Below are 24202 nucleotides of genomic sequence, written 5' to 3'. Positions count from 1 at the left end.
TGGGGTTTCGGCTTGCTCACGCGAGTCTACGTGCGGGCGGAGGTGGCACTCTCGACGCATGCCGTTCAACCACAACGACCACTACCACCCGCTGCTGCTGGACCTGCTGCCGCCCGGACCGGGGATCGCGCTGGACGTCGGGTGCGGCACCGGCCGGTTCGCCCGCCGGCTGGCCGCGACCGGCATGGCCGTGGAGGCGGTCGACGTCTCGGCGGCGATGGTCGAGGCCGCGGCCGGACTGGGGTCGCCGGGCCCCGGCGAGATCGTCTACCGGCGGGCCGACGTCACCACCGACACCCTGCCCGAGGCGCACTACGACTACATCTCGTGCCTGGCGTCGCTGCACCACATGCCGTTCGGGACGGTCGCCAAGCTGCGCCGCGCGCTGGTGCCGGGCGGCGTGCTCGTGGTGCTCGGCCTGGCGAGACCGAGCACGCCCGCGGACTGGGCGCTGGCCCTCGCGGCCGTCCCGGTCAACGCGCTCGCGCGGCTGGTCGTCTACGCCGGCGAACGGCTGAACGGCGGCCCCGACGAAGGCCCGAAGGCCCCGATCGCCGACGACTACCCGACGCTGGCCGAGCTGCGCCGCGAGTCGGCCCGGCTGCTGCCCGGCAGCACGGTCCGGCCGTTGCTGTTCTGGCGCACTCTGATCACTTACCGTGAACAGGGCGACGGGTGACCCGACTGGCGGGTGAAGTCCGCCCCCGAGCCGTCCGGTGCTCGCTACATGTGAAGGAGCGTCTACCGGAACAGAACGGGGGTCTCCATGCGCACCGCCCGGCTGCTCGTCGCCGTCACCTCGGCAGCCATCCTGCTCACCACCACCATCACGGCCGCCGCTTCGGCGGCCGGGACCATCCACCACTATGTCGCCCTCGGCGACTCCTACACTTCCGGGCCGTTCATCCCGATCCAGCGGTCCGATCCCCTCGGCTGCGCGCGGTCGACGGCGAACTACCCCTCGGTGCTGGCGGCCGCGCTGCACCCCGCCGTGTTCACCGACGTCAGCTGCGCCGGCGCCGACACGGGATCGATGACCGCGCCGCAGAGCGTGACCTTCAACGCCACGAACCCCCCGCAGCTGGACGCCCTGCGGCTCGACACCGACCTGGTCACCGTCGGTATCGGCGGCAACGACTTCGGCCTCTTCGGCCGGCTGCTCGCGACGTGCCCGGGGTTGCGTGCGGGCGCCCCGGCCGGCAACCCCTGCGAACAGCACTTCACGGTCAACGGCGTCGACACCGTGCAGATGGCCGTGACCGCCATCCACCCCCGGGTCGAGGCCATCCTGACCACGATCCACCAGCGCTCGCCCGGAGCGCGGGTGATCGTCGTGGGCTATCCGCGGATCGCGCCGGAAAGCGGCTACTGCCCGGACGTCCTCCCGTTCGCCGAGGGCGACTACGCGTGGCTGAACCGCGTCGAGAGCGACCTCAACGCGGCCCTCTCGGACGCGGCCGCGGACGCCGCCGCGGAGTACGTCGACACCTTCGGCCCGTCGACCGGCCACGACGCCTGCGCGCGCGGCGGCTCGGCGTGGGTCAACGGCAGGAACCAGAACCTCTTCGCGGCGGCGGCCTACCACCCGCTGCAGGCCGGGATGGCCGGCGTGGCCGCGGTGGTGCTCAAGACGTTGCGCTGACGGCGGCCGAAACTGCCGGTACCCCGCGGGAGCGTGGAATTCGGGGGCTGCTCGGGCCGGTTCCGGTCCGAGCAGGCCCGAATCCGAGTTTCCCGCCGGATCCGGTTCAGGCGGAGTGTCCATCTCATCGGGCGATCGTCGGAAAGCTCCGCGACCAGCGCCCGTCGTCGACCGCATGGACGACGAACCGGGCGAGGTCGGTCCGGGGGACGCTCGTGCCGCCCTTCGGGTTGGCGCCGTCCGCTACGCGGTAGACCCCCGTCGGCGGCTCGTCGACGATGCGTGCGGGCCGGACGAAAGTCCAGTCGAGCGGGCTGTCCCGCACGATGTCCTCCATCAGGCGCATGTCGCCGTAGAGGTCCCCCAGCAGGGTGCCGGCGACGACGCGGTACCAAAGCGGATGGTTCGGATCGTCTTGGCGTGCGCCGCTGGAGGAGAGGGCGACGAGACGGCCGACACCGACGGCGACCATGGCCGCGACGAGCGTGCGGGCGCCCGCGGAATAGAGGCCGCCGGCCTTCCGGCCCGCCGGTCCGATGGCCGAGACTACGGCGTCGCGGCCCGTCACGGCGGCGCGAACGCTGTCCGGGTCCCGGATGTCGGCCCGCACGACGTCGAGCGGTGCGTCGAGGACGGGCCGGAAGGCGGCCGGATCACGCACGGCCGCGGTGACGGTGTGGCCGGCGCGAAGTGCTTCCTCGACGATGACGCGGCCCGTGGCGCCGTTCGCCCCGAACACGACCAGGGCGCTCACCGGTCGCCGCCCGTGGCCGGCGAGCGCGGGATGACCGGCGCCAGACCGGCGACGATGGCGACGAGGCCGGCCGTGCCACCGCCGAGTCCGAAGCGCGGGGGCGTCGCGGCGTTCTCCGCGCCACTCACCACCGTCACGCCCACGGGATCGATCCTTGTACCGGGGTCGCCGCGATCGGCAGACACCCGGCGCAGTCCAGGACGCCGGTCGGTGGCCGACAGGGCCTCCATCTTGTCTCCCCATCTGTCGAACAGTGTTAGTGGCGAACAGTGTACGTGGCGAACATCGTTCGTCAACGTTAGGCTGGGCGTATGCCCGGAAGCCCGCGAACCCGTCCCGCCAAACCGGCACTGAGCCGTGAGTCGATCGTCGCCGCCGCACTCGAGCTGGTCGATGAGCTCGGATCGGCGGCCGTGAGCATGCGCCGCGTCGCCACGGCCGTCGACACCGCACCGGCATCGCTCTACGTCTACGTCGCCGACCGGCAGGAACTGATGGCGCTGGCGCACGACTTGGCGGTGTCCGGCGTCGAGCTGCCGACCGATGCCGACGGGAACTGGCGGACCCGGCTCGAGCTGCTCGTCAAACGCGCCGTGGACGCCCTCGCGGCCCACGGAGACATCGCCGCGGTCGGCTTGACGGATCTCACCCCGGGCCCGAACTCGCTGCGCATCACCGAGGAGGTGCTGCGGTTGCTGCGAGTGGGCGGCATCGCGGACGAAGCCTGCGCCTGGGCTGCCGACCTGTTCGGCCAGTACATCGCCTCATCAGCCCTCGAGGAGGCGACCTCGCGCGGCGAACAGCCTCCCGGTGCCGTCGCCGCGCAGCTCGACGCCGTCCACACTGCGCTCTCCGCCGAGGACTACCCGACGATCCGCGCCCTCGCCCCCCTGCTGACCAGCGGCGACTCCGCATCGCGGGCGGCCTGGAAACTCCGGGTCCTCATCGACGGAATCCTCGCCCAGTCCCGGTGAGCCGGCCACGGCCCGGCACTCCGCGCGGGAGTGCCGGGCTTCACCGACGACTTCAGGAAGCCGGGAGAGCCGCCAGCCGGGCCGTGATGCGGTCGATGTCCGCCACCGCCGTCTCCCTGCGGGTCTTGATCTTCGCCACCACCTGCTCCGGGGCCTTCGCCATGAAGGCCTCGTTGCCCAGCTTCGCCTCCGTCTGGGACAGCTCCTTCTCCGCCGCGGCCAGGTCCTTCTGGAGCCGCTTGCGCTCGGCTGCCACGTCGACCGTTCCCGACAGGTCCAGTTCCACCGTCACCACGCCGTCCGCCAGTGCCACCTCCAGGGACGCGCTCGCCGCGAACTCCGGAGCGGGCTCCGTCAGGCGGACCAGCGACCGGATCGACGACTCGTGGCCGCCCGTGTACCCCGTCAGGCGGGACGCCACCTTCTGGCCCGGCTTCAGGCCCTGGTCGGCGCGGAAGCGGCGGATCTCCGTCACCAGCTTCTGGACGTCCGCGATCCGGGCGTCGGCCGACGGATCCGCGTAGCCCTCGAACGGGACCGGCCACGCGGCGATCACCAGCGACTCGCCGCCGGTCAGGGCCGTCCAGAGCTTCTCCGTGATGAACGGGACGAACGGGTGCAGCAGCCGCAGGACCGTGTCCAGCACGTGCCCGAGGACCGAGCGGGTGGCCGCGACGCGCGCGGGATCCCCTTGGTACAGCTGGACCTTCGCCAGCTCCAGGTACCAGTCGCACAGCTCGTTCCAGGTGAACTGGTAGAGCGCGCCCGCCACCTTCGCGAACTGGAAGTCCTCGAACAGGCCGTCCACTTCGGACACCAGGGCGGCGAGCCGCCCGAGGATCCAGCGGTCGGCCTCCGTCAGGTCACCCGGAGCAGGAAGCGGCTCGGCCAACGAAGCGCCGTTCATCATCGCGAACTTCGTCGCGTTCCACAGCTTCGTGCAGAAGTTGCGGGAGCCCGCCGCCCACTCGTCGGCCAGTGCCATGTCCGCGCCCGGGTTCGCGCCGCGGGCCAGGGTGAACCTGGTCGCGTCCGCGCCGTACGCGTCCATCCACTCCAGCGGGTCGATCACGTTGCCGCGCGACTTCGACATCTTCTTGCCGTTCGCGTCGCGGATCAGGCCGTGCAGGTACACGTGGTCGAAGGGCTGCGCCCCCTTCATCTGGTGCACGCCGAACATCATCATCCGGACGACCCAGAAGAACAGGATGTCGTAACCGGTCGACAGGACGCTCGTCGGGTAGAAGCGAGCGAGGTCCTCGGTGGCCGACGGCCAGCCCAGCGTCGACATCGGCCACAGGCCCGACGAGAACCACGTGTCCAGCACGTCCGGGTCCTGCGTCCAGCCCTCGCCCGACGGCGGCTGCTCGTCCGGGCCGACGCACACGACTTCGCCGTCCGGGCCGTAGTACACCGGGATGCGGTGACCCCACCACAGCTGGCGCGAGATCGTCCAGTCGTGCATGTTGTCGACCCAGTCGAAGTAGCGCTTGCCCAGCTCCGGCGGGTGGATCTTCGTCCGGCCGTCGCGGACCGCGTCGCCCGCCAGCTTGGCCAGCTCCTCGACCTTGACCCACCACTGCAGCGACAGCCGCGGCTCGACCACCGTGTCGCACCGCGAGCAGTGCCCCACCGCGTGGACGTACGGCCGCTTCTCCGCGACGATCCGGCCGGCCTCGCGCAGCGCGGCGACGACCGCCGGGCGCGCCTCGAACCGGTCGAGCCCCTCGAACGGCCCGGGGACGGTGATCTCGGCGCGCTCGTTCATGATCGTCAGCATCGGCAGGTCGTGGCGGCGGCCGATCTCGAAGTCGTTCGGGTCGTGCGCCGGGGTGACCTTCACCGCACCCGTGCCGAACTCCGGGTCGACGTGCTTGTCGGCCACGATCGGGATGCGGCGGCCGGTCAGGGGCAGCTCGACCTCGGTGCCCACCAGGTGCGCGTACCGCTCGTCGTCCGGGTGGACGGCGACCGCGGTGTCGCCCAGCATCGTCTCGGCGCGGGTCGTCGCCACGACGATCGCGGTGTCGCCGTCGCCGTAGCGGATCGACACGAGCTCGCCGTCGTCGTCGTTGTGGTCGACCTCGATGTCCGACAGCGCCGTCTGGCAGCGCGGGCACCAGTTGATGATCCGCTCGGCCCGGTAGATCAGGCCCTCGTCGTAGAAGTTCTTGAACACCGTCTGGACGGCCTTCGACAGGTTCTCGTCCATGGTGAAGCGCTCACGCGACCAGTCGACGCCGTCGCCGAGGCGCTTCATCTGGCCGAGGATCTTGCCGCCGTACTCGGCCTTCCACTCCCAGACGCGCTCGACGAACTTCTCCCGGCCCAGGTCGTGGCGCGAAAGCCCCTCGCCGGCCAGCTGGCGCTCGACGACGTTCTGCGTCGCGATGCCCGCGTGGTCCATGCCCGGCAGCCACAGCACCTCGTAGCCCTGCATGCGACGGCGGCGGCTCATCGCGTCCATCAGCGTGTGGTTGAGGGCGTGGCCCATGTGCAGCGAACCGGTTACGTTCGGGGGCGGCAGTACGATCGAGAACGGCGGCTTCCCCGACGAGGCGTCGGCCGTGAAGTACCCGGCCGCTACCCAGCGGTCGTACATCGGTGCTTCCTCGGCGGCCGGGTCCCAGGCACCCGGGAGGTCGGTGGTCTGCTGCGGAGCGTTCTCGGTCACAATGGACAAGTCTACGAACCCGTCACGGCGGGTCACCCAGGGGGAAGGCACTCGGGATGACACAGCCTCAGCAGCCGCAGGATCCGGACGACCGGCGCATCGAGACGCACCCGGACCTGATGAACCCCGACTGGCAGAAGTACGCGGCGCGGGACGCTTGGCTGGGCGCGAAGAAGGACCTGAAGAAGCGCCGGAAGCGCGAGCGCCGGGCGGGTGGCCAGCAGCCGGGGCAGAGCCGCTGGCCGGGCGTGCTGGCCCTGCTCATCGTGGTCGGCTTGGTCGCGGCGGCGATCATCGTGCACCAGCTCCAGGGCGTCGGCGTCAACGAATTCGCGTACTTCGGGTAACGCTCGTCCCCCGCTGTCGATGATCAGACATCGACCTTGGGGGGACGCACGTGGACGAGGACAACCTGCTCGACTCGCACCCGGACCTGATGAACCCGGACTGGCGCAAGCACGCGCAGACCGATGCCTGGCTGGGCGCGAAGAAGGACCGCAAGCAGTTCCGCAAGCAGCAGAAACGCGCCTCGCGCGGCCCGCGCCGCCGCTGGTGGATCTTCGCCGTGCTCGTGCTGATCCTGGCCGTGACCACGACGGCGATCGTGCTGGTCGGCCGCCGCCCCGCCCAGGACGCCGCGCCGCCGGACCCGACGTCGGTGCCGGACGTCGCCCCGGTCGACCTGGCCCGGCCGTACGCGCACACCCCCGCCGACGTCTGGCCGAAGAACGTCGACGGCATCACCTCGCCCGCCCCGGCCGCCGTCGGCGCCTTCAAGGCCGACGCGGTCGCCGCCGCCTACGCCAAGGTCAAGCAGGCCATCAGCGCCGCCCACCTCGACCCGGCCGTCCTGACCGGGCACGACGGGAAGGCGTTCGCGGCCTTGTTCGCTCCCGACGACCGCGACCAGATCCTCGCGGAGCTGGCCAAGAAGCCGACCAAGGAAAGTGGCGGCTTCGCCGTGTACCTCACGGAGATCGCCGACGGGTACCACCTGCTCGACGCGGGCCCCCGCACTTTCGGCACGCTCACCGCGCGCGCCGGCGGCAGGCCCGGTGAGCTGGTCGTCGACGCGAAGTACTCGGTCGCCTACGCCTTCGACCACGCCCACCCCCGGGAGCTCGTGAGCCCCGCCGAGATCGTCTCGTTCGAGCGCCTCGACGAGACGTACATCCTGCGGAGCGGTTCGTCCTTCGCGGAGAGCAGCCAGGGCCTGTGGCTCGACAAGACGACCGGCGCGTATTCGTCGGTGAGCTGCGCGGCGGCGAAGGACGGCTACCTGGCCCCGGGCTACGCGAACCCCCCGTCGGCCGCGCCGCCGACCGGCGAGCGCGACGCCCCGGGCTACTACGACCCGAAGTACCCCGTCCCCACGCTCGACGGCTGCCCGGACTGAGATCCGGCCCACTCGCCAATACACAGTCTAGACTACACAGTTAAACTGTGTACATGGGCGAAGTACCTCCGCACGTGGCCGAAAGCGCCGGCTGGATCCGCGGGGTCGTCGGGCAGCTGCACCGGCGGCTGCGCCAAGTCGACAACGCCGGGATCCTGACGCCCTCGCAGTCCGCCGTGCTGCACCGGCTCCTCCGGGACGGCCCGGCCACGCAGGGTGAACTCGCTGCCGCCGAGCACGTGCGGCAGCAGTCCATGGCCGCCACCCTCGGCGTCCTCGACGAGCTGGGCTACCTCGCCCGCACGCCTGATCCGGCCGACCGGCGCCGCGTGGTGATCAGCCTGTCCGACGCCGGGCGCGACACCGTGCGCGGGATCCAGCAGCACCGCGACGAGTGGCTGGCCCATGCCCTGCTCGACGAGCTGTCCCCCGCGGAACTCGACGCCATCACCCGCGTGCTGCCGCTGCTGCAGCGCGTCGCGCAACACTGAAGGAGTTCCTCACGACCACCGTCACCGCTCCCGCCCGGTTCGGCGCCCGCCTGGTCACCCCGCTGGTGGCCGGCGCGGTGCTCAACCCGATCAACTCCACCCTCATCGCCGTCGCGCTCGTGCCGATCGGGCAGAGCTTCGGCGCCGGCCCCGGCCAGACCGCCTGGCTGATCTCCGCGCTGTACCTGGCCACCGCGGTCGGGCAGCCGGTGGTCGGCCTGCTGGTCGACCGGCACGGCGCCCGCCGCGTCCTGCTCGGCGGCGCGACCCTGGTGATCGTCGCCGGGATCGCCGGCATGATCCCGATCTCCGTCGGGTGGCTGACCGGCGTGCGGGTGGTCCTCGGCCTGGGCACGTGCGCGGGGTTCCCGGCCGCGATGGCCGTGCTGCGCCACCACGCCGAGGCAAGCGGCCAGGGCGTGCCCGCGCGGGTGCTGTCGCTGCTGTCGATGTCCGCCCAGACGGTGATGGTGATCGGCCCGACGCTCGGCGGGCTGCTGATCGGGTTCTTCGGCTGGCCCGCGATCTTCGCGGTGAACATCCCGCTGGCCGGGTTGTCGCTGGTCCTGGCGCTGCTGTGGGTGCCGGCGGACGACCGCGGCGAGCGCACCGCCACCCGGATCGACGTGCTCGGCATCGCGCTGTTCTCCGCGACGCTGCTGGCGCTGTTGTTCTTCCTGATGGACCCCGGCGCCGAGGTCTGGCTGCTCGCCGTCGTCGCCGCGTTCGGGACGGCGTTCACGCTGGTGGAGCTACGGCGCGACGCGCCCTTCCTCGACCTGCGGATGCTCGCGGCCAACGGCGCGATCCTGCGGACGTACCTGCGGCAGGCGCTGAGCTTCATGGCCATCTACGCGATCATGTTCGGGTACGTCCAGTGGCTGGAAACCACGCGGCGGCTGTCGGAGGAGGCGGCCGGGCTGATGCTGCTGCCGATGTCGGGCACCGCCGTCTGCGCCGCGGCGTTCTCCGGGCACGCGTCCGGCGTCAAGGCGCGGCTGGTGACGGTCGCGGTGGCGCTGGCCGGCGGTTCGGCCCTGCTGCTGCTCGTCCACGACGGCACGTGGGCCGGCGCGCTGCTCGCCCTCGCCGCGTTGTTCGGCCTCGCACAGGGCCTGACCAGCGTCGCGAACCAGACGACGTTGTACCGCGAAGCGCCGGCCGAGCAGATGGGCACCGCGAGCGGCCTGTTCCGCACCGCCCAGTACCTCGGCGCGATCGTGGCCTCGACGCTCATCGCGCTTTGCTACGGCCCGCACGCGGACTCGGCAGGCCTGCACCGGCTGGCCGTCGCGCTGGTCGTCATCAGCGGCGTGCTGCTCGTGGTCACCGTGGCCGACCGGGGGCTGCGCACCGGAACGGCCTGACCCTCGTGGCGCGCGGCGATCATCGAGGCGCACGATGGACGCATGACCCGTGAAGCACCGGCGCAGGACGTGGACGAATCCCGCCTCGAGGTGGGCAAGCCGAAAGGCTGGGCGGCCGGGATCCCCGGGGTCGCCGTGTCGCTCGCGCGCAGTGTCGAACAGCTGGGCACCGGCCGGACGATCAAGGCGCTGCGGCTGCTGAACCAGCGCGAAGGCTTCGACTGCCCCGGCTGCGCGTGGCCGGAACCGCGCGAGGTCGACGGCGAGAAGCGCAAGCTGGCCGAGTTCTGCGAGAACGGCGCCAAGGCCGTCGCCGAGGAAGCCACGAAACGCCGGGTCGACCGCGAGTTCTTCGCGAAGCACCCGATCGGCGAGCTCGAAACCAGGACCGACTACTGGCTGGGCCAGCAGGGCCGGATCACCGAGCCGTTCGTGCTGCGCGAAGGCGCGACGCACTACGAGCCGATCTCCTGGGACGCCGCGTTCGAGCTGGTCGCGGGCGAGCTCAAGGCGCTGACCGACCCCAACGAGGCCATCTTCTACACCTCCGGCCGCACCAGCAACGAGGCCGCGTTCCTCTACCAGCTGCTGGTGCGCTCGTTCGGGACCAACAACCTGCCCGACTGCTCCAACATGTGCCACGAGTCCTCGGGCGCGGCGCTGTCGGCCACCACCGGCGTCGGCAAGGGCTCGGTGAGCCTCGCCGACATCCACCAGGCCGACCTCATCGTCGTCGTCGGGCAGAACCCGGGCACCAACCACCCGCGGATGCTCTCGGCGCTCGAGGAGGCCAAGGGGAACGGCGCGAAGATCATCGCCGTCAACCCGCTGCCCGAGGCCGGGCTGATGCGGTTCAAGAACCCGCAGAACGTCCGCGGTGTCATCGGCAAGGGCACCCCGCTGGCCGACGAGTTCGCCCAGGTGCGCCTCGGCGGCGACCTCGCGCTGTTCCAGGCCGTCGGGCACCTGCTGCTGGCCTGGGACGCCGAAGCGCCGGGCGCGATCGTCGACCGCGAGTTCGTCGAGCGGGTCACCGAAGGCTTCGACGACTACGCCAAGCACCTGCAGGAGATCGACTGGCCGGAGATCGAGCGCGCGACCGGCCTGCCGCGGGAGCAGATCGAGCGCGTCGCGCGGATGATCGCCTCTTCCGAGCGGACGATCTACTGCTGGGCGATGGGCCTCACCCAGCACAAGCACGCGGTGCCGACGATCTCCGAGATCGCGAACCTCGCCCTGATGCGCGGGATGATCGGCAAGCCCGGCGCGGGCCTGTGCCCGGTGCGCGGGCACTCGAACGTCCAGGGCGACCGGACGATGGGCATCTGGGAGAAGATGCCGCAGTCGTTCATGGACGCGCTGGCGGGCGAATTCGGCATCGAGGTCCCGCGCGAGCACGGCTTCGACACCGTCGACGCGATCCGGGCCATGCGCGACGGCCGCGGCAAGGTGTTCTTCGCCGTCGGCGGCAACTTCGCGTCGGCGACGCCGGACTCGGAGCTGACCGAGAAGGCGCTGCGCTCGTGCTCGCTGACCGTGCACGTGTCGACGAAGCTGAACCGCTCCCACGTCGTGCACGGCCGCACCGCGCTGATCCTGCCGACGCTCGGCCGCACCGAACGGGACGTCCAGGCGAGCGGCGAGCAGTTCGTCACGGTCGAGGACTCGATGTCGCAGGTGCACACCTCGCGCGGACGCCTGAAGCCGGCGAGCGAGCACCTGCTCTCGGAGGTCGCCATCGTCTGCCGGCTGGCCGAGAAGCTCTTCGGCGCGGGCCACGCCGTGCCGTGGCGGACGTTCGAGACCGACTACGACCTGATCCGCGACCGGATCTCGCGGGTGGTGCCGGGCTGCCAGGACTACAACCGCCGCGTCCGCGAGCCGGACGGCTTCGTGCTGCCGCACGCCCCGCGCGACTCCCGCGAGTTCACCGGGACCGCGAACGGCAAGGGCAACTTCACGGTGTCGGAACTGGAGTACCCGCGCGTTCCCGAGGGCCGGCTGCTGCTGCAGACGATGCGCAGCCACGACCAGTACAACACCACGATCTACGGGCTCTCCGACCGCTACCGCGGGATCGAGAACGCCCGCCGCGTGGTGCTGGTGAACCCGGCCGACCTCACCGCGCTCGGCCTGGCCGACGGCGCGCTGGTCGACCTCGTCTCGGAGTGGCGGGACGGTGACCGCCGGGCGCCGGCGTTCCGGGTGGTGGCGTACCCGACCGCACGCGGCTGCGCGGCGGCCTACTTCCCGGAGGCGAACGCGCTGGTGCCGCTGGACTCGGTGGCGGACAAGTCGAACACGCCGGTGTCGAAGGCCATCGTCGTGCGGCTCGAACCGGTCCGGGCGGAACCTCAGCCCTGAAAGTCCTTCCGCAGCGTGCCGGTCATGTCCGTGACCACGGCCTGCACGCTGTCCAGCGTCGCGGGCGGGATCAGCGCGGCCTCGGTGCCCCCGTCGGCGATGGCCAGGCCGCACACGACGTTGCCGGTCCGGACCGCACCCCACTGTTCGGAGAAGCCGGCCTCGTCGCCGACCCCGGTGGCGAGCCGGACGCCGGAGTGGTCACCGAGCGCGTCGGTCATCAGCTGGCTGGCCTTGGCGGCGGCCTCGTCGGCGTCAGACTGCGTGAACCGCACCACGGCGATCGTGACGAGCCGGTAGTCCTGCAGGTTGGGCTTGCCGCCGCCGAGGTCGCGCGCGTACAGGCGGCGGCACGTGGTGACCTCGTTGTCCTCGGTGGCGCGGTCGCCGGGAACGACCTTGGTGTCGGCGGCCTTCACCGAGTCGGCGGGGATCTCGACGGTTCCGGGCGCGAGCTGCGCCTGCGCGTTCGGCCCGACCAGCCGGCAGGCGTCGATCGCGTTCGGGTAGTGCACCGATGCGGACGCCGACTGACACCCGGCGCAGAGAACGGCTGAAGCGAGGACGGGCAAGATCCACCCACCCCGGGTGACGCTGGTGCGCATAAATTCCGGACTTTCCGTATTCCCTGAAACCGATTTTCCGGATCGCTCCCCGATCGGGTGAACTTTCCGGCCCCGAGCGGGTCTTGCCCCGCCGATGGTCATCGCACCCTGCCTCACCAGTGCGGCAACGTCAAGACCACTGACCCCGGTGGTCCACTGTGGTCCAGTCGGGCCGTGTTCGCGGGAATTCCTCGCGCATTTCCGGGATCCGGCGGAAAATCCGGTACTCGCAATCACTCGCCGGTCAATTGACGCAGACGACACCGTTCGACGTGATCGGCTCGTCACCCGCGCCCGCGGGGGCGCCGCCACCGGCGGCCGCGCCCGGACCGGAGTAGACCGTCCCGAGCACCACCTCGACGTGCCCGGCCGGCACCGACGCGGACGGCTGCGTCGCCAGCCCGCCGAGCAGCTTCGCCACCTCGGCGCCGCGTCCGGCCAGGTCGGGGCGGAAGCGGACCAGCGACGTCCGCCGGGCGGCGGTGTTGCCGGCCGGGCTCGCGGTGAACCCCTTCTCCCGCAGCACGCCCGCCACGCGGGCCGCGAGGCCCTCCTTCGAGCTCGCGTTGGCGACGTCGACCGTGACCGGGGCGGCCGGCGAGGCCGGTCCGGTCGGTCCGGCGGGCGCGGCGGTGCCGATCAGGCTCGCCGCGAAGGCCTTCACCGCGGCCGGGTCGACCTGGACCGCCGTGGCGCGGGGGTTCGCCGAGTCGTAGCGGTAGTCGACGTTGACCACGGGGATCGTCGCGAACTGGATCCCGCCGCCGCTGACCCCGCGCATCTGCCCGACGAAGTCGAGGAGGTTCCACGACGCGTCGAGCACCACCGAGCGCTTCACCGCCTCGATCAGGTCCGACAGCTTCCCCGGATCGGCCAGCGTGCCCGCCGACAGCACCTGCCGGGCCAGCCCGGCGAGGAACACCTGCTGGCGCCGGACGCGGGCGAGGTCGGTGCCCGGCAGGCCGTCGCGCTGCCGGACGAAGGCGAGCGCGTCCGCTCCCGCGACGCGCTGCGGCCCGGCCGGGAAGTCGGCGCCGGAGTTCTTGTCCTTGGTGGCTTCCTTCAGGCAGACCTCGACCCCGCCGACGGCCTTGCTGATCTCGTAGAAGCTGAGCAGGTTGACCTCGGCGAAGTGGTCGATCTTCACCCCGGTGAGGTCTTCGACCGCCTGGCGGGTCGCGCGCCGCGCGGCGGTGAGCGCACCCTGGTCGATCTTCGCCTTGTCGGTCTCGCCCGCCTTGCGCAGCCGCCCCGCTTCGGCCGCCTTCGCCCGCCCGAACGCGGCGTTGATCTTGCCCTTCCCGCCCGGCATCGAGACGTAGCTGTCCCGGGGGATGGAGAACGCTTTCACCTCTTTGGTGCCGTTCGGGATCCGCAGCACGATCAGGGTGTCGGTGAGGTCGTCCCCGTTGGCGCCGGCCCGCAGTTCACGCAGCACTTCCGGCGCCAGCGGCCGGCCCTGGTTGTCGCTCCGGGAGTCCCGGCCGACCAGCAGGATGTCGAGCGAGCCGTCGGCGGGCTGTTCGCCCGGCTTCGTCTCGCCCTCGGCGTCGATCACGCTGTCGCGCGTCACCTCGTCGAGGGCGCGGAGGTTCGCGTAGCCGTACGCCGTGCCGCCGAACACGACGAGGGCCAGCCCGGCGACGACGATCTTCCCCAGTGCGCGCACGCCTCCCTTGACGCCCGGACGCCGGGATCCGCTGCACGGGTGAGAGCTGCGTCACATCCGAAGGTGTGAGGCCCCGTTGAGGTCGAGGATCGCCCCGGACGCCCAGGTCGCTTCCGCGGAGGCCAGGTAGACGACGGCCGCGGCGACCTCCTCGGGGGTGCCGACCCGGCCGAACGGGCTCTGCGCGCGCAGGTCGTCGTCGATCCGGGCGGCCACCCGCTCGGTGGCGGTGAAGCCGGGGGCCACCGACGTCACGGAGATCCCGTGCGGCGCCAGTGACACGGCGAGCGACTGACCGAGGGCGTGCAGCGCGGCCTTGCTGGCGCCGTACGCGGGGTGGTCGGGCTCGCCCTTGAACGCCCCGCGCGACCCGATGTTGACGATCCTGCCCGGCACCCCGCGTCCGATCAGGTGCCGGGCGACGCAGTAGCTGAGGTTCGCCGCGCCGAGAAGATTGACGTCGACCGTGCGCCGCCAAATCCGCTGCCAGTCCGCATAGGACACTCCGGCGACCGGGTGCGCGGTCTCGGGCGACGTCGCGACGGCGGCGTTGTTCACCAGCACGTCGACGCCGCCGAGGCCAGCTTCGGCCGCGTCGGCGATCTTTCGGGCCGCTTCGGGATCGGCGAGGTCACCACCGATCAGCACGTGCCCTTCGCCGGGAAGCGCCTTCAGCGTCTCCTCGGCGTCGGCGGCTCGATGTCCATAGTGGACGGCGATCCGGTCGCCGCGCGCCGCGAACGCCGTGGCCACGGCGCGCCCGATGCCGCGGGACGCGCCGGTGACCAGGACTCCCCTGCTCATCCGAACAGCTGGACCAGCTTCAGCAGCAGCTGGTAGACGCCGTACCCGAACGGGAGCACCACCCACGCCCAGGCCAGCACGATCAGCGGCACGCGGTTCGATTTCGTCGTCGGCTCGCTCATCACGCCTCACTCCTCGCGGCCTCGGGGACCGGCTCGTGGAACTTCTCCTTGACCGGGCGCACCAGTTCGTTGGCCACGAAGCCGACCACGAGCAGGCCGATCATGATGTAGAACGACGTCGTGTACAGGTCCGGGCCCGACTTGCCCGCCGCCTTCTCGCCGTCGGCGATGCGGTTGACGATCAGCGGGCCGAGCACGCCCGCCACCGACCACGCCGTGAGCAGCCTGCCGTGGATCGCGCCCACCTGGTAGGTGCCGAACAGGTCCTTGAGGTACGCCGGGACCGTCGCGAACCCGCCGCCGTAGAAGGACAGGATCACCATCGCGCACAGGATGAACACGAGCTTCGACGAGTTCTGCGTCAGCGCGATCACCAGGTACAGCAGCGCGCCGACGCCGAGGTAGGTGCGGTAGATGTTCTTGCGGCCGACCAGGTCCGAAGTGGACGACCAGACGAACCGGCCGAGCATGTTGCACAGCGAAAGCAGGGCGACGAACCCGGCCGCCGCGGCCACGCCCACCGGCGTCGGCGTGCCCTTGAAGAAGTCCTGGATCATCGGCGACGCCTTCTCCAGGATGCCGATGCCCGCGGTCACGTTGAAGCACAGCACCACCCACAGGCACCAGAACTGCGGCGTCTTGATCGCGTTGGCGGCCGAGACGTTCGCCGTGCTGATCATCGCCGTGCCGTGGTCGGTCTTCGGCTCCCAGCCGTCGGGCTGCCAGCCGTCGGCCGGCACCCGCACGAGCAGCCAGCCCATCGACATGAACGCCGCGTAGACGAGGCCGTGGACCAGGAACGCCGTCGCGATGGTGCTCGTCGTCGGCGCGGAGCCCAGCATGGACGACGACCACGGCGAGGCGATCAGCGCGCCGCCGCCGAAGCCCATGATCGCGATGCCGGTGGCCATGCCCGGCCGGTCCGGGAACCACTTGATCAGGGTCGACACCGGCGAGATGTAGCCGATGCCCAGGCCGACGCCGCCGATGCCGCCGTAGCCCAGGACGACCAGCCAGAACTGCCCGGTCGCCACGCCGAGCGCGGAGATGAGGAATCCGCTGGCGAAGCAGCACATCGACACGAACATCGCCCAGCGCGGGCCGTTGCGCTCGACGAGCGTGCCGCCGAACGCGGCCGACAGCCCCAGCATGACGATGCCGAGCTGGAACGGCAGCGAACTCTGCGTGCCGTTGAGGTGCATCGTCTTCTCGAGCGGGGTCTTGAAGACGCTCCACGCGTAGGCCTGCCCGATCGACAGGTGTACCGAGAGGGCCGCCGGCGGCACCAGCCAGCGCGTCCAGCCCGGCGGTGCCACGATCCGAGATCGGTCCAGGAAGCCGAGAGCCATCGGTTCCCTCCGTATTCTGGGGGTTGATGGTGGGAATGTATTACTAAATTCCCGGCGTTGCACCATACGAGTGTCGAACTTCCGGGCAGGGAAAGGTGTGCCGATGGGCAGGGTGACCGTGCGCAGGCCGGTGCGGCGGATTTCCGCGACCGGGGACCGGCGCCGCCCCGACGCGCTGGCGGCCGAAGAGCCCCTGGAGCTGCGGGTCGGCGGCCGCGCGCTGGCGGTCACCATGCGCACGCCGGGGCACGACGTCGAGCTGGCCCACGGCTTCCTGCTGTCCGAGGGCGTGATCGGCGGCCGGGAGGACATCGCCGTCGCCCGCTACTGCGACGGCGTCGACGACCAGGGCCGCAACACCTACAACGTGCTGGACATCGCGCTGGCCGACGGCGTCCCGCCGCCGGACACCGGGGTCGAGCGCAACTTCTACACGACGTCGTCGTGCGGGGTCTGCGGGAAGGCGGCGCTCGACGCGGTCAAGCTCCGCACCCGCTTCTCCCCCGCGTCGGCGGAGTTCGCGGTGAAGAGCGAGACGCTGGCCGCCCTGCCGGACGCGCTGCGCGCCCGCCAGAAGGTGTTCGCCAGCACCGGCGGCCTCCACGCGGCGGCCCTGTTCACCCCGGACGGTTCGCTCGACGTCGTCCGCGAGGACGTCGGGCGGCACAACGCGGTCGACAAGGTCCTCGGCTGGGCGGTCCTCGAAGGCCGGGTGCCGGCACCCGGCCACGGCCTCCTGGTGTCCGGGCGCGCGTCGTTCGAGCTGGTGCAGAAGGCCGCGATGGCGGGCATCGGGCTGCTGGCCGCGGTGTCGGCCCCGTCGTCACTGGCGGTGGAGCTGGCCGAGGAGAACGGCATGACCCTCGTCGGCTTCCTCCGCGGCGACTCGATGAACCTCTACACCGGCGACCACCGCATCCTGACCTAGCCGACCGGGCCGAGCGTCGTGTCCGGACGGTCGACACGCGTGTTCAGAGGGTCGACACGGGTGCGGTGGGGACCCAGTTGCCGTGGAAGCCGTGGGGCACGCGGTCCGGCAGGTGGATCGCCGCCACCGTCTCCAGCGTTTCCGCGTCGAGGATCGTCAGGTCGCTGCGCTGGGTCGCCGGGTCGAAGACGAAACCCAGCAGGACGCCGGCGTCCTCCGCCGCCTCGTCGTGGCGGGGGACGAACACGAATTCGCCCGGCTGGCGGCCCGCGCCGAACGCGCGCTCCGCCCGCGAGCCGGTGTGGAAGTCGTGCTTGAACAGTGAGCCGCCGGGGGCCGCGCCGCCCTCGGCCGACATCGCGTAGCCGTAGCGGTGGCGGTGGCCGACGAGGCGCTCGTCCACGCGCGGGAACTCCTGGCCGCGGTCGTCGAGGCGCTCCTCCAGCACCTTGCCCGCCGCCAGGTCGACCGTCCAGCGGTCCAGGGTCGGGCCGCCCTCGTCCGGGCCGTGCAGCTCGCGGTCGAACATCCGCGCGTGGCGGACGACGTCCAGCACGACGCTGTCACCGTCGTCGTAGGCGTTGAGCGGGTGGAAGACGTAGCACGGCTCGACGTCGAACCAGCGGACGTCGGAGTTGCCGCCCTCGCGCGGCATGACGCCGATCCGCGCCGGGTACTTCGGGTTCCAGCGGTACGGCAGGCCGCCGTTCGCGCCGATCTTGCCCGCCATCATCGCGGTCACCGGGTCGGGCACCCGGACCTTGCCGACCATGGCCGACACCACGAGCTTCGCCGGCGTGCGCAGCGCGGCCGGCACGCTGGCGGCGACCGCCATCTCGGCGCTGAACGTCACCGGCAGGTCGTAGAAGACGACGTGGTTTTCGGTCAGCGAGAAGTCGTGCATCATCGGTGAGCCGGTGACCTCGACGTCGACCGTGCGGCGGGCCCGGCCGTGCACGTCGATCACCGAGTACTGGACCTTGTTGCCCATGCCGAAGAAGTACGAGACGGCGTGCAGCTCGCCGGTGCGCGGGTCGCGCTTGGGGTGGGCGGTGTAGCCGCCCGGGAGCGTCCCGTCGAAGTCGCAGCGGCCGACGGTGTCGAGCTCGTCGGTCAGCTCGTAGATCGGCGCGCCCGCCTCGACCAGGGCGAGGGTCTTGCCCGCGTGGCCGATGACGTTGGTGTTGGCACCGAGCGCGTCCAGCCCGCAGAACCGGCTCGCGTCCTCGCCGTTCAGCGCCGCCGCGACGGCGGGGTTGCGGACCCACCGGTTGCGGTACCACTCGGCCTGCCCGTCGCGCAGGCGCACGCCGTGGACCATGCCGTCGCCCATGAACCAGTGGTAGGCCGCCGGGTCCACTTCGGACAGGGGGTTGGGGCCGTTGCGCAGGTACCGGCCGTCGAGGAACTCCGGGATCCGGCCGGTGACCGCGAGCTCGGTGATCGTGTGCTCCCGGCTGACCGGGGCGAAGTTTCCCTCGAGGAACTTGTTGCCCATGTGACCCCTCCACGGATTCCATAACTCGGTTATAGAAACAGGTATAACAGGGTTATGGGATACTGGCAAGCATGAGCCCGAGACCGCGCGCGAACGACGTGAAGACCCGGCTCGTCGAGGCGGCCATCCGGCTGCTCGACGAGAACGGCCCCGAAGCCCTGCAGGCCCGCAAGCTGGCGGCGGAGGTCGGCGTCTCGACGATGGCGGTCTACACGCACTTCGGCGGGATGGCCGCGCTGGTCGACGAGGTCGCGCGGGCCGGCTTCCTGCGGCTCTCGGCCGCCCTGGCCGAGGTCGGCGAAACCGATGACCCGGTGGCGGACATCTTCAGCCTGGCCCGCACCTACCGGCAGGCGGTCGCCGAACAGCCGCAGCTGTTCGCCGTGACGTTCGGCCAGTCCGCGCCCGGCGGCAAGCGGGCGACGCTGTCCGATCTGACCACCGCCGAAGGCCGCGAAGCCGCTCAGGAGGGGCTCGAGGCCTTCGCCCACATCGTCCGGGCGACCGAGCGGGCCATCGCGGCCGGCCGGTTCCGGCCCGCTGACGAGTACCAGGCCGCGGCCCAGCTCTGGAGCGCGCTGCACGGATTCGTCACACTGGAGGCGTCGGGCCACTTCGGCCCCGGTGAACAGGGCATAGACCACATTTTGATCCCCCTCGGGATCACCATGGCGGTGGGTCTCGGGGACACTGTGGACCGGGCCGGGCGCTCGGCCGAGGCCGCGCGGGCGGCTTGGCGGGCGAGGACCGGAAACGCCGGGCAGGGTGATAACGAATAACCCGGTGAACAGGGCGCGGGGGAACGCGGAGCGGGTGCGCGGCGTCCTTATGGAGGGGCCAGGGGGATGGAGACAGGGTGAACGAGCACAACGGGGACGCGGAGCCGGCCGGAGCGGTCGCCGGAGCGGTCCAGGGCGCCCGGCGGTGGATCGGCCGCCGGTCGGTGCTGATCGCGGGCGCGTCCGGGCTGGCCGTGACCGGGCTGGCCGTCGGCACCGCGACCGGCAAGCTGCCGTTCAGCCAGGCCCTGCAGCGGACGCTCGGCGTGACGTCGTCGAACCCGACGACCCAGCTGGGCAGCACCCGCGTCGAGCGCGTCTACTCCGCGGCCCGCGGCCGGATGGTCGACCTGGTCTTCATCCTGCCGTCGAAGACCCCGCCGAAGGGGCTGCCGATGTCGCTCATGCTGCACGGCCTGCACGGCAACGCCCGCAGCGCGGCCCCGACCGGCACGCTCAAGCAGCTCGCCAGCGACGTCGCCCGCAAGGCCGTCCCGGCGTTCGGCTTCGTGGCCGTCGACGGCGGCGACAACTACTGGCACCAGGTCCACCCCGGCGACGACCCGATGGCGATGCTGCTGGAGGAGGTCCCGCAGTGGCTGCGCGCCCGCGGCTTCGCCGGTCCCACCGGGCAGCCGTTCGCCTGCACGGGCGTGTCGATGGGCGGGTTCGGGGCGCTGGTGTACACGCGCCGCCGGGTCGAGCGGCGCCAGCCGCCCGCCGCCGTCGCGACGCTGGCCCCGGCGCTGATCACGTCGTGGCCGGAGATGGCCAAGCGGCACATCTTCACCGGCATCCAGGACTGGGCGGCCCTCGACCCGCTGCGGCACATCGACGAGACCAAGGGCGTGCCCAACGGCATCTGGTGCGGCACGGAGGACTCGTTCATCACCGGCGCCCGCCGCTACATCGAGGCGGCCCGCCCGGCGGTGGCGCACACCGCCCACGGCAGGCACGGCGACCCGTTCAACCGCACGGTGGTCCCCAGCCTGGTCAGCTTCCTCGGCAAGCACGTCCCCCGCGCCGACTGACCCGTACCCCGCCGGACGACACGCGTACCCCGACGGACGACACGCGTACTCAGCCGGACGACACGGCTGCGCCCGGCACCGGCCGCCGTGTCGTCCGGGCAGGTGCGCGTGTCGTCCGGGCGGTGCGGGTCAGCGGGTGAAGTGGATGCGGGTGGTGGTGCGGCCCGGGACCCAGTACGTGCGGACTAGGTCGGCCAGGCGGTTGACCAGCAGCAGGCCGCGGCCGCCCAGCGTGGCCGCCCCGGGCGGGATGCGGCCGGCCAGCGGCTCGGCGATCGTGCCGTCGTCGCTCACCTCGCCGACCACCTGCGACGGCTCCGCCCACAGCCGCAGCACGCCGGTGCCGCCGCCGTAGAGCACGCTGTTCGTCGTCAGCTCGGCGATCGCCAGCGCGAAGTCGTCGCGGCGGGGACGGCGCAGGCCGTGCCGGGCCGCCCAGATCTCCGCGAAGCCGCGCAGCGACGCCAGTTGCCCGAGGTCGAACCCGCGCTCGACCGCGCCCGGCGGCGGCTCGAGCGGAAGGGTGAAGTCCGCGCGGACGCCGTCGGGGTCGAAGCGCGAGCTGGTGAACGGCCCGGCCAGCCCCCACAGCTCCGGGTGGGTGCGCTCGGCGTCGGCCAGCACCGCCGGCAGTAGCTCCCCGACGTCGTACGGGCAGAGGATCGCCAGGTCACGGCCGGCGAAGGCGTTGTTGATGAGGGCTTCGTGCTCCACGCACGCCGGGTACTCCGAGTCCGTGCGGCCGGCCCAGATCGGCTCTCCGACGATGCGCACCGGGCCGTCGTGCTCGCCGGCGAAGGCGTGCAGCACCGAGGGCAGGATGGCGCCGGGGTTGCGGCCCGCCCGCTGCATGTCGATCAGCCGGACTTCGGTCGCCCGGTCCTCCAGAGCCTTCTCGATCAGCAGCAGGTTGCGGCCGGGAACGGCGACGGCCGCAGGTTCGCCCCGATCGAGTCCTTCGAGCAGGAACGGAATGACACCGTCCAGGTACTCGGTGTCGCCGCGATAGAAAAGTGCCGGATGCCGGAACGGTCTGAGGGCATCTACCACGGGATTGACTTACCCCACCGCGGACGTCCGCAAACCCGCCGGACGCCGGTACTTCACTCCACCCAACGGCCGACGACCGCGATCAGCCAGAACCCGACCATGGTCGCCACCCCGAAGAGCAGCACCCAGTTGAACAGCTGACGCCGCTCGGTCACGCCGCGGGCCTGCCGCAGGCCGTAGGCCGCGACGACGAACAACGGCACGGGGATCAGCGGCAAGGGCGACAGCCGGGACACGACGGCGACGACGCACGTGCCGGTGAACACGGCCAGCATGCCCATCAGCACCCGGGGCAGCCACGGGTACCGGTCGGCGGCGGACGCGATCACGCGTTCGCTCAGCTCGCGAAACCCCAGGACCCGCCCGGCCGGGGTGGTCCCGGCGGGTTCCGGGGCCGGCGGCGCCGGCGCTTGCACGCCGCCGCCCGGAGCGGCCCCGGAACCCGGGAAGGAATCAGCAGTCATTCAGCTTTCCTGTCGGGTCTCCGGACCGGGCGGCCCGGAGACGCCCGGCGCGTCAGGCCGACTTCTCGCCGCGCTCGCTGCGCGCGCGCCGCGTCGGCTGCCGGGCGACGATCGTCGGGTTCACGTTCTCCCGGACGGTCTGCTCGGTGATGACGACCTTCGCCACGTCGTCGCGGCTCGGGATGTCGTACATCACCGGCTGGAGCACTTCTTCCATGATCGCACGCAGCCCGCGGGCACCGGTCCCGCGCAGGACCGCCTGGTCGGCGATGGCCTCGAGCGCGGTCTTGGTGAACTCGAGCTCGACGTTGTCCATCTCGAAGAGCTTCTTGTACTGCTTCACCAGGGCGTTGCGCGGCTGGGTCAGGATGTTGACCAGCGAGTCCTTGTCCAGGTGGTTCACCGTCGCCACGACCGGGAGGCGGCCGATGAACTCCGGGATCAGCCCGAACTTGATCAGGTCCTCCGGCATGGTGTCGGAGAAGACGTCGCTCTCCTCGATCTCGGACTTGGTGCGGATCTCCGCGCCGAAGCCGAGGCCGCGCTTGCCGACGCGCTCGTTGATGATCTTCTCCAGCCCGGCGAACGCGCCGGCCACGATGAACAGCACGTTCGTCGTGTCGATCTGGATGAACTCCTGGTGCGGGTGCTTGCGGCCGCCCTGCGGCGGCACCGAGGCGGTGGTGCCCTCGAGGATCTTCAGCAGCGCCTGCTGGACACCCTCGCCGGAGACGTCGCGGGTGATCGACGGGTTCTCGCTCTTGCGGGCGATCTTGTCGACCTCGTCGATGTAGATGATCCCGGTCTCGGCCCGCTTGACGTCGTAGTCCGCCGCCTGGATGAGCTTGAGCAGGATGTTTTCGACGTCTTCGCCGACGTAGCCCGCCTCGGTCAGCGCCGTGGCGTCCGCGATGGCGAACGGCACGTTCAGCAGCTTCGCGAGCGTCTGCGCCAGGTAGGTCTTGCCGCACCCGGTGGGACCGAGCATCAGGATGTTGGACTTGGCGAGCTCGACCGACTCCTCCTTGGAGTCCTTCGGCCCGGCCTTGTCGTCCGCCTGGATCCGCTTGTAGTGGTTGTAGACCGCTACCGCGAGGGTCCGCTTGGCGTCTTCCTGACCGATGATGTACTGCTCGAGGAACTCGTGGATGTCGGCGGGCTTCGGCAGCTCGTCGAGCTTCACGTCGCCGGCTTCGGCCAGCTCCTCCTCGATGATCTCATTGCAGAGGTCGATGCACTCATCGCAGATGTAGACCCCGGGGCCGGCAATGAGCTTCTTCACCTGCTTCTGGCTCTTCCCACAGAAAGAACACTTCAACAGGTCTCCGCCGTCACCGATCCGTGCCATGGCCGTTGACCTCGTCCCCTCCGGCGCGGGTTTCCGCGCCTGACTGTGTTGCGACGGTGCGACCCGCCGGTCACAGGTGACCGGGTGCGAGCCTCACGCATTGCCACTGACGGTACCCGTCCGATGCCGCGAGCGGGAACACCCGCGAGTTCCGGGAGCACGTCAGAGGACGACCCTAAACCAGGATGCCGGTGTGTGTCGTCTTCTCGACACACACCGGCCTGGCGGATCTAGAGCGCCGACGCCTTCCGGTACGGCAGCACCTCGTCGATGATGCCGTACGCCTTGGCCTCCTCGGCCGTCAGGATCTTGTCGCGCTCGATGTCGGTCCGGATCTGGTCCGGGTCCTTGTTCGTGTGCTTCGCCAGGATGACCTCCATCTGGCGCCGCACGCGCTGGATCTCGTTCGCCTGGATCTCCAGGTCGGAGACCTGGCCGTAGGTGCCCTCGGTGGCCGGCTGGTGGATCAGCACGCGCGAGTTCGGCAGCGCGTAGCGCTTGCCCGGCGTGCCGGCCGACAGCAGCACCGCGGCGGCCGAGGCGGCCTGGCCGAGGCAGTACGTCTGGATGTCCGGGCGGACGAACTGCATGGTGTCGTAGATGGCCATCAGCGAGGTGAACGAGCCACCCGGCGAGTTGATGTAGACCAGGATGTCGCGGTCCGGGTCCTCGTGCTCGAGGTGCAGCAGCTGGGCCATCACGTCGTTGGCCGACGCGTCGTCCACCTGCACGCCGAGGAAGATGACGCGCTCTTCGTACAGCTTGTTGTACGGGTTCGACTCCTTGACGCCGTAGCTGGTGCGCTCGACGTACGACGGGAGGATGTACCGCGACTGGGGGAGGTTCGGAGCCCGGAAGTCATCACCCGGGAGCCTGAAGTTGCTCATCGAAAG

24 protein-coding genes are annotated in these 24202 nt (G+C 71.1%); 11 read left to right on the top strand and 13 right to left on the bottom strand.

Features of this window, described 5'->3' with window-relative positions; genetic code table 11:
• Positions 1–58: 58 nt before the first annotated feature.
• On the top strand, positions 59–679 hold the full coding sequence (locus DV20_RS07455) for a class I SAM-dependent methyltransferase (RefSeq protein ID WP_043777623.1): 621 nt from the start codon (positions 59–61) through the stop codon (positions 677–679).
• Between the two features lie 87 nt (positions 680–766).
• On the top strand, positions 767–1642 hold the full coding sequence (locus DV20_RS07450) for an SGNH/GDSL hydrolase family protein (protein ID WP_043777620.1): 876 nt from the start codon (positions 767–769) through the stop codon (positions 1640–1642).
• A 124-nt stretch (positions 1643–1766) separates the two neighbouring features.
• On the opposite strand, the gene DV20_RS07445 is transcribed toward DV20_RS07450, so the two are convergent.
• Positions 1767–2396 (bottom strand): NAD(P)-dependent oxidoreductase, encoded by a 630-nt coding sequence (locus DV20_RS07445; RefSeq protein WP_043777617.1) that lies wholly within the window; start codon positions 2394–2396, stop codon positions 1767–1769.
• Positions 2393–2626 carry a hypothetical protein gene (locus DV20_RS44750; RefSeq protein WP_152603645.1) on the bottom strand — a complete coding sequence of 78 codons (234 nt, stop codon included), beginning with the start codon at positions 2624–2626 and terminating at the stop codon, positions 2393–2395. The genes DV20_RS07445 and DV20_RS44750 overlap by 4 nt, the downstream gene beginning before the upstream one ends.
• 81 nt (positions 2627–2707) lie before the next feature.
• Between DV20_RS44750 and DV20_RS07440 the strand changes: the two genes are divergently transcribed.
• Positions 2708–3370, top strand: a complete 663-nt coding sequence (locus tag DV20_RS07440) for a TetR/AcrR family transcriptional regulator (RefSeq protein ID WP_043777614.1) — start codon at positions 2708–2710, stop codon at positions 3368–3370.
• A 52-nt stretch (positions 3371–3422) separates the two neighbouring features.
• Here the strand turns inward: DV20_RS07440 and DV20_RS07435 are convergent, their stop codons facing one another.
• A complete protein-coding gene (locus DV20_RS07435; RefSeq protein WP_043777612.1) occupies positions 3423–6044 on the bottom strand; it encodes a valine--tRNA ligase in 2622 nt (873 codons plus the stop codon).
• Positions 6045–6100: 56 nt separating this feature from the next.
• Here DV20_RS07435 and DV20_RS07430 point away from each other — a divergent pair, with 56 nt between their 5' ends.
• The 5 genes from DV20_RS07430 (at position 6101) to DV20_RS07410 (ending at position 11662) form a co-directional block, all read left to right on the top strand.
• The gene (locus tag DV20_RS07430) at positions 6101–6391 is read left to right on the top strand and encodes a hypothetical protein (protein ID WP_043777610.1); all 291 of its coding nucleotides are present in this window, start codon (positions 6101–6103) and stop codon (positions 6389–6391) included.
• 50 nt (positions 6392–6441) lie between these two features.
• A complete protein-coding gene (locus DV20_RS46090; protein WP_043777608.1) occupies positions 6442–7440 on the top strand; it encodes a hypothetical protein in 999 nt (332 codons plus the stop codon).
• A 53-nt stretch (positions 7441–7493) separates the two neighbouring features.
• Positions 7494–7931: a MarR family winged helix-turn-helix transcriptional regulator gene (locus DV20_RS07420; protein ID WP_043777605.1), complete on the top strand. Its 438-nt coding sequence runs from the start codon at positions 7494–7496 to the stop codon at positions 7929–7931.
• Between the two features lie 65 nt (positions 7932–7996).
• Positions 7997–9298 (top strand): MFS transporter, encoded by a 1302-nt coding sequence (locus tag DV20_RS07415; RefSeq protein WP_043777603.1) that lies wholly within the window; start codon positions 7997–7999, stop codon positions 9296–9298.
• A 42-nt stretch (positions 9299–9340) separates the two neighbouring features.
• Entirely contained in the window at positions 9341–11662 is a 2322-nt protein-coding gene (locus DV20_RS07410) for an FdhF/YdeP family oxidoreductase (protein WP_043777601.1), read from the top strand.
• On the opposite strand, the gene DV20_RS07405 is transcribed toward DV20_RS07410, so the two are convergent.
• From DV20_RS07405 to DV20_RS07390, 5 genes are all read right to left on the bottom strand, one after another.
• Positions 11653–12177, bottom strand: coding sequence for a hypothetical protein (locus DV20_RS07405; protein WP_043777599.1), 525 nt, complete (start codon positions 12175–12177; stop codon positions 11653–11655). The two genes, DV20_RS07410 and DV20_RS07405, sit on opposite strands and share 10 nt — an antisense overlap.
• Before the next feature lie 334 nt (positions 12178–12511).
• On the bottom strand, positions 12512–13936 hold the full coding sequence (locus DV20_RS07400) for an LCP family protein (protein ID WP_043777598.1): 1425 nt from the start codon (positions 13934–13936) through the stop codon (positions 12512–12514).
• Between the two features lie 51 nt (positions 13937–13987).
• Positions 13988–14740 (bottom strand): SDR family NAD(P)-dependent oxidoreductase, encoded by a 753-nt coding sequence (locus tag DV20_RS07395; protein WP_043777595.1) that lies wholly within the window; start codon positions 14738–14740, stop codon positions 13988–13990.
• Entirely contained in the window at positions 14737–14862 is a 126-nt protein-coding gene (locus DV20_RS46965; protein WP_268747401.1) for an MFS transporter small subunit, read from the bottom strand. The genes DV20_RS07395 and DV20_RS46965 overlap by 4 nt, the downstream gene beginning before the upstream one ends.
• Positions 14862–16211, bottom strand: a complete 1350-nt coding sequence (locus DV20_RS07390; protein WP_043777593.1) for an L-lactate MFS transporter — start codon at positions 16209–16211, stop codon at positions 14862–14864. The genes DV20_RS46965 and DV20_RS07390 overlap by 1 nt, the downstream gene beginning before the upstream one ends.
• A gap of 103 nt (positions 16212–16314) precedes the next feature.
• Between DV20_RS07390 and fdhD the strand changes: the two genes are divergently transcribed.
• Entirely contained in the window at positions 16315–17139 is an 825-nt protein-coding gene (gene fdhD / locus DV20_RS07385) for a formate dehydrogenase accessory sulfurtransferase FdhD (protein ID WP_043777591.1), read from the top strand.
• 43 nt (positions 17140–17182) lie between these two features.
• On the opposite strand, the gene DV20_RS07380 is transcribed toward fdhD, so the two are convergent.
• On the bottom strand, positions 17183–18637 hold the full coding sequence (locus tag DV20_RS07380) for a carotenoid oxygenase family protein (protein ID WP_043777588.1): 1455 nt from the start codon (positions 18635–18637) through the stop codon (positions 17183–17185).
• A gap of 71 nt (positions 18638–18708) precedes the next feature.
• Here DV20_RS07380 and DV20_RS07375 point away from each other — a divergent pair, with 71 nt between their 5' ends.
• Complete coding sequence (locus tag DV20_RS07375; RefSeq protein ID WP_043777585.1) at positions 18709–19416, top strand: TetR/AcrR family transcriptional regulator; 708 nt, start codon at positions 18709–18711, stop codon at positions 19414–19416.
• Between the two features lie 77 nt (positions 19417–19493).
• Positions 19494–20447, top strand: coding sequence for an alpha/beta hydrolase (locus DV20_RS07370; protein WP_043777582.1), 954 nt, complete (start codon positions 19494–19496; stop codon positions 20445–20447).
• 129 nt (positions 20448–20576) lie between these two features.
• Here DV20_RS07370 and DV20_RS07365 read toward each other — a convergent pair whose 3' ends face one another.
• From DV20_RS07365 to DV20_RS07350, 4 genes are all read right to left on the bottom strand, one after another.
• Positions 20577–21497, bottom strand: coding sequence for a sensor histidine kinase (locus tag DV20_RS07365; protein ID WP_043777580.1), 921 nt, complete (start codon positions 21495–21497; stop codon positions 20577–20579).
• Between the two features lie 53 nt (positions 21498–21550).
• The gene (locus tag DV20_RS07360) at positions 21551–21961 is read right to left on the bottom strand and encodes a hypothetical protein (protein WP_043777578.1); all 411 of its coding nucleotides are present in this window, start codon (positions 21959–21961) and stop codon (positions 21551–21553) included.
• Positions 21962–22013: 52 nt separating this feature from the next.
• Positions 22014–23309, bottom strand: a complete 1296-nt coding sequence (gene clpX / locus DV20_RS07355; RefSeq protein WP_004562779.1) for an ATP-dependent Clp protease ATP-binding subunit ClpX — start codon at positions 23307–23309, stop codon at positions 22014–22016.
• Positions 23310–23539: 230 nt separating this feature from the next.
• Complete coding sequence (locus tag DV20_RS07350) at positions 23540–24196, bottom strand: ATP-dependent Clp protease proteolytic subunit (protein ID WP_043777576.1); 657 nt, start codon at positions 24194–24196, stop codon at positions 23540–23542.
• Positions 24197–24202 lie beyond the last annotated feature (6 nt).

It is taken from the genome of Amycolatopsis rifamycinica (assembly GCF_000695625.1).
Lineage (GTDB): Bacteria > Actinomycetota > Actinomycetes > Mycobacteriales > Pseudonocardiaceae > Amycolatopsis > Amycolatopsis rifamycinica.
Note: the sequence above shows the minus strand (reverse complement) of the source record. Positions and strands in the feature narration are given on the sequence as shown.

What these genes read in the sequence shown, in the direction of transcription:
- DV20_RS07455 (WP_043777623.1), top strand. Translation starts at nt 59, where the DNA reads ATGCCGTTCAACCACAACGACCACTACCACCCGCTGCTGCTGGACCTG.
- DV20_RS07450 (WP_043777620.1), top strand. Translation starts at nt 767, where the DNA reads ATGCGCACCGCCCGGCTGCTCGTCGCCGTCACCTCGGCAGCCATCCTG.
- DV20_RS44750 (WP_152603645.1), bottom strand. Translation starts at nt 2,626, where the DNA reads ATGGAGGCCCTGTCGGCCACCGACCGGCGTCCTGGACTGCGCCGGGTG.
- DV20_RS07440 (WP_043777614.1), top strand. Translation starts at nt 2,708, where the DNA reads ATGCCCGGAAGCCCGCGAACCCGTCCCGCCAAACCGGCACTGAGCCGT.
- DV20_RS07430 (WP_043777610.1), top strand. Translation starts at nt 6,101, where the DNA reads ATGACACAGCCTCAGCAGCCGCAGGATCCGGACGACCGGCGCATCGAG.
- DV20_RS07420 (WP_043777605.1), top strand. Translation starts at nt 7,494, where the DNA reads ATGGGCGAAGTACCTCCGCACGTGGCCGAAAGCGCCGGCTGGATCCGC.
- DV20_RS07410 (WP_043777601.1), top strand. Translation starts at nt 9,341, where the DNA reads ATGACCCGTGAAGCACCGGCGCAGGACGTGGACGAATCCCGCCTCGAG.
- DV20_RS07395 (WP_043777595.1), bottom strand. Translation starts at nt 14,740, where the DNA reads ATGAGCAGGGGAGTCCTGGTCACCGGCGCGTCCCGCGGCATCGGGCGC.
- DV20_RS46965 (WP_268747401.1), bottom strand. Translation starts at nt 14,862, where the DNA reads ATGAGCGAGCCGACGACGAAATCGAACCGCGTGCCGCTGATCGTGCTG.
- DV20_RS07390 (WP_043777593.1), bottom strand. Translation starts at nt 16,211, where the DNA reads ATGGCTCTCGGCTTCCTGGACCGATCTCGGATCGTGGCACCGCCGGGC.
- fdhD (WP_043777591.1), top strand. Translation starts at nt 16,315, where the DNA reads ATGGGCAGGGTGACCGTGCGCAGGCCGGTGCGGCGGATTTCCGCGACC.
- DV20_RS07380 (WP_043777588.1), bottom strand. Translation starts at nt 18,637, where the DNA reads ATGGGCAACAAGTTCCTCGAGGGAAACTTCGCCCCGGTCAGCCGGGAG.
- DV20_RS07375 (WP_043777585.1), top strand. Translation starts at nt 18,709, where the DNA reads ATGAGCCCGAGACCGCGCGCGAACGACGTGAAGACCCGGCTCGTCGAG.
- DV20_RS07360 (WP_043777578.1), bottom strand. Translation starts at nt 21,961, where the DNA reads ATGACTGCTGATTCCTTCCCGGGTTCCGGGGCCGCTCCGGGCGGCGGC.
- clpX (WP_004562779.1), bottom strand. Translation starts at nt 23,309, where the DNA reads ATGGCACGGATCGGTGACGGCGGAGACCTGTTGAAGTGTTCTTTCTGT.
- DV20_RS07350 (WP_043777576.1), bottom strand. Translation starts at nt 24,196, where the DNA reads ATGAGCAACTTCAGGCTCCCGGGTGATGACTTCCGGGCTCCGAACCTC.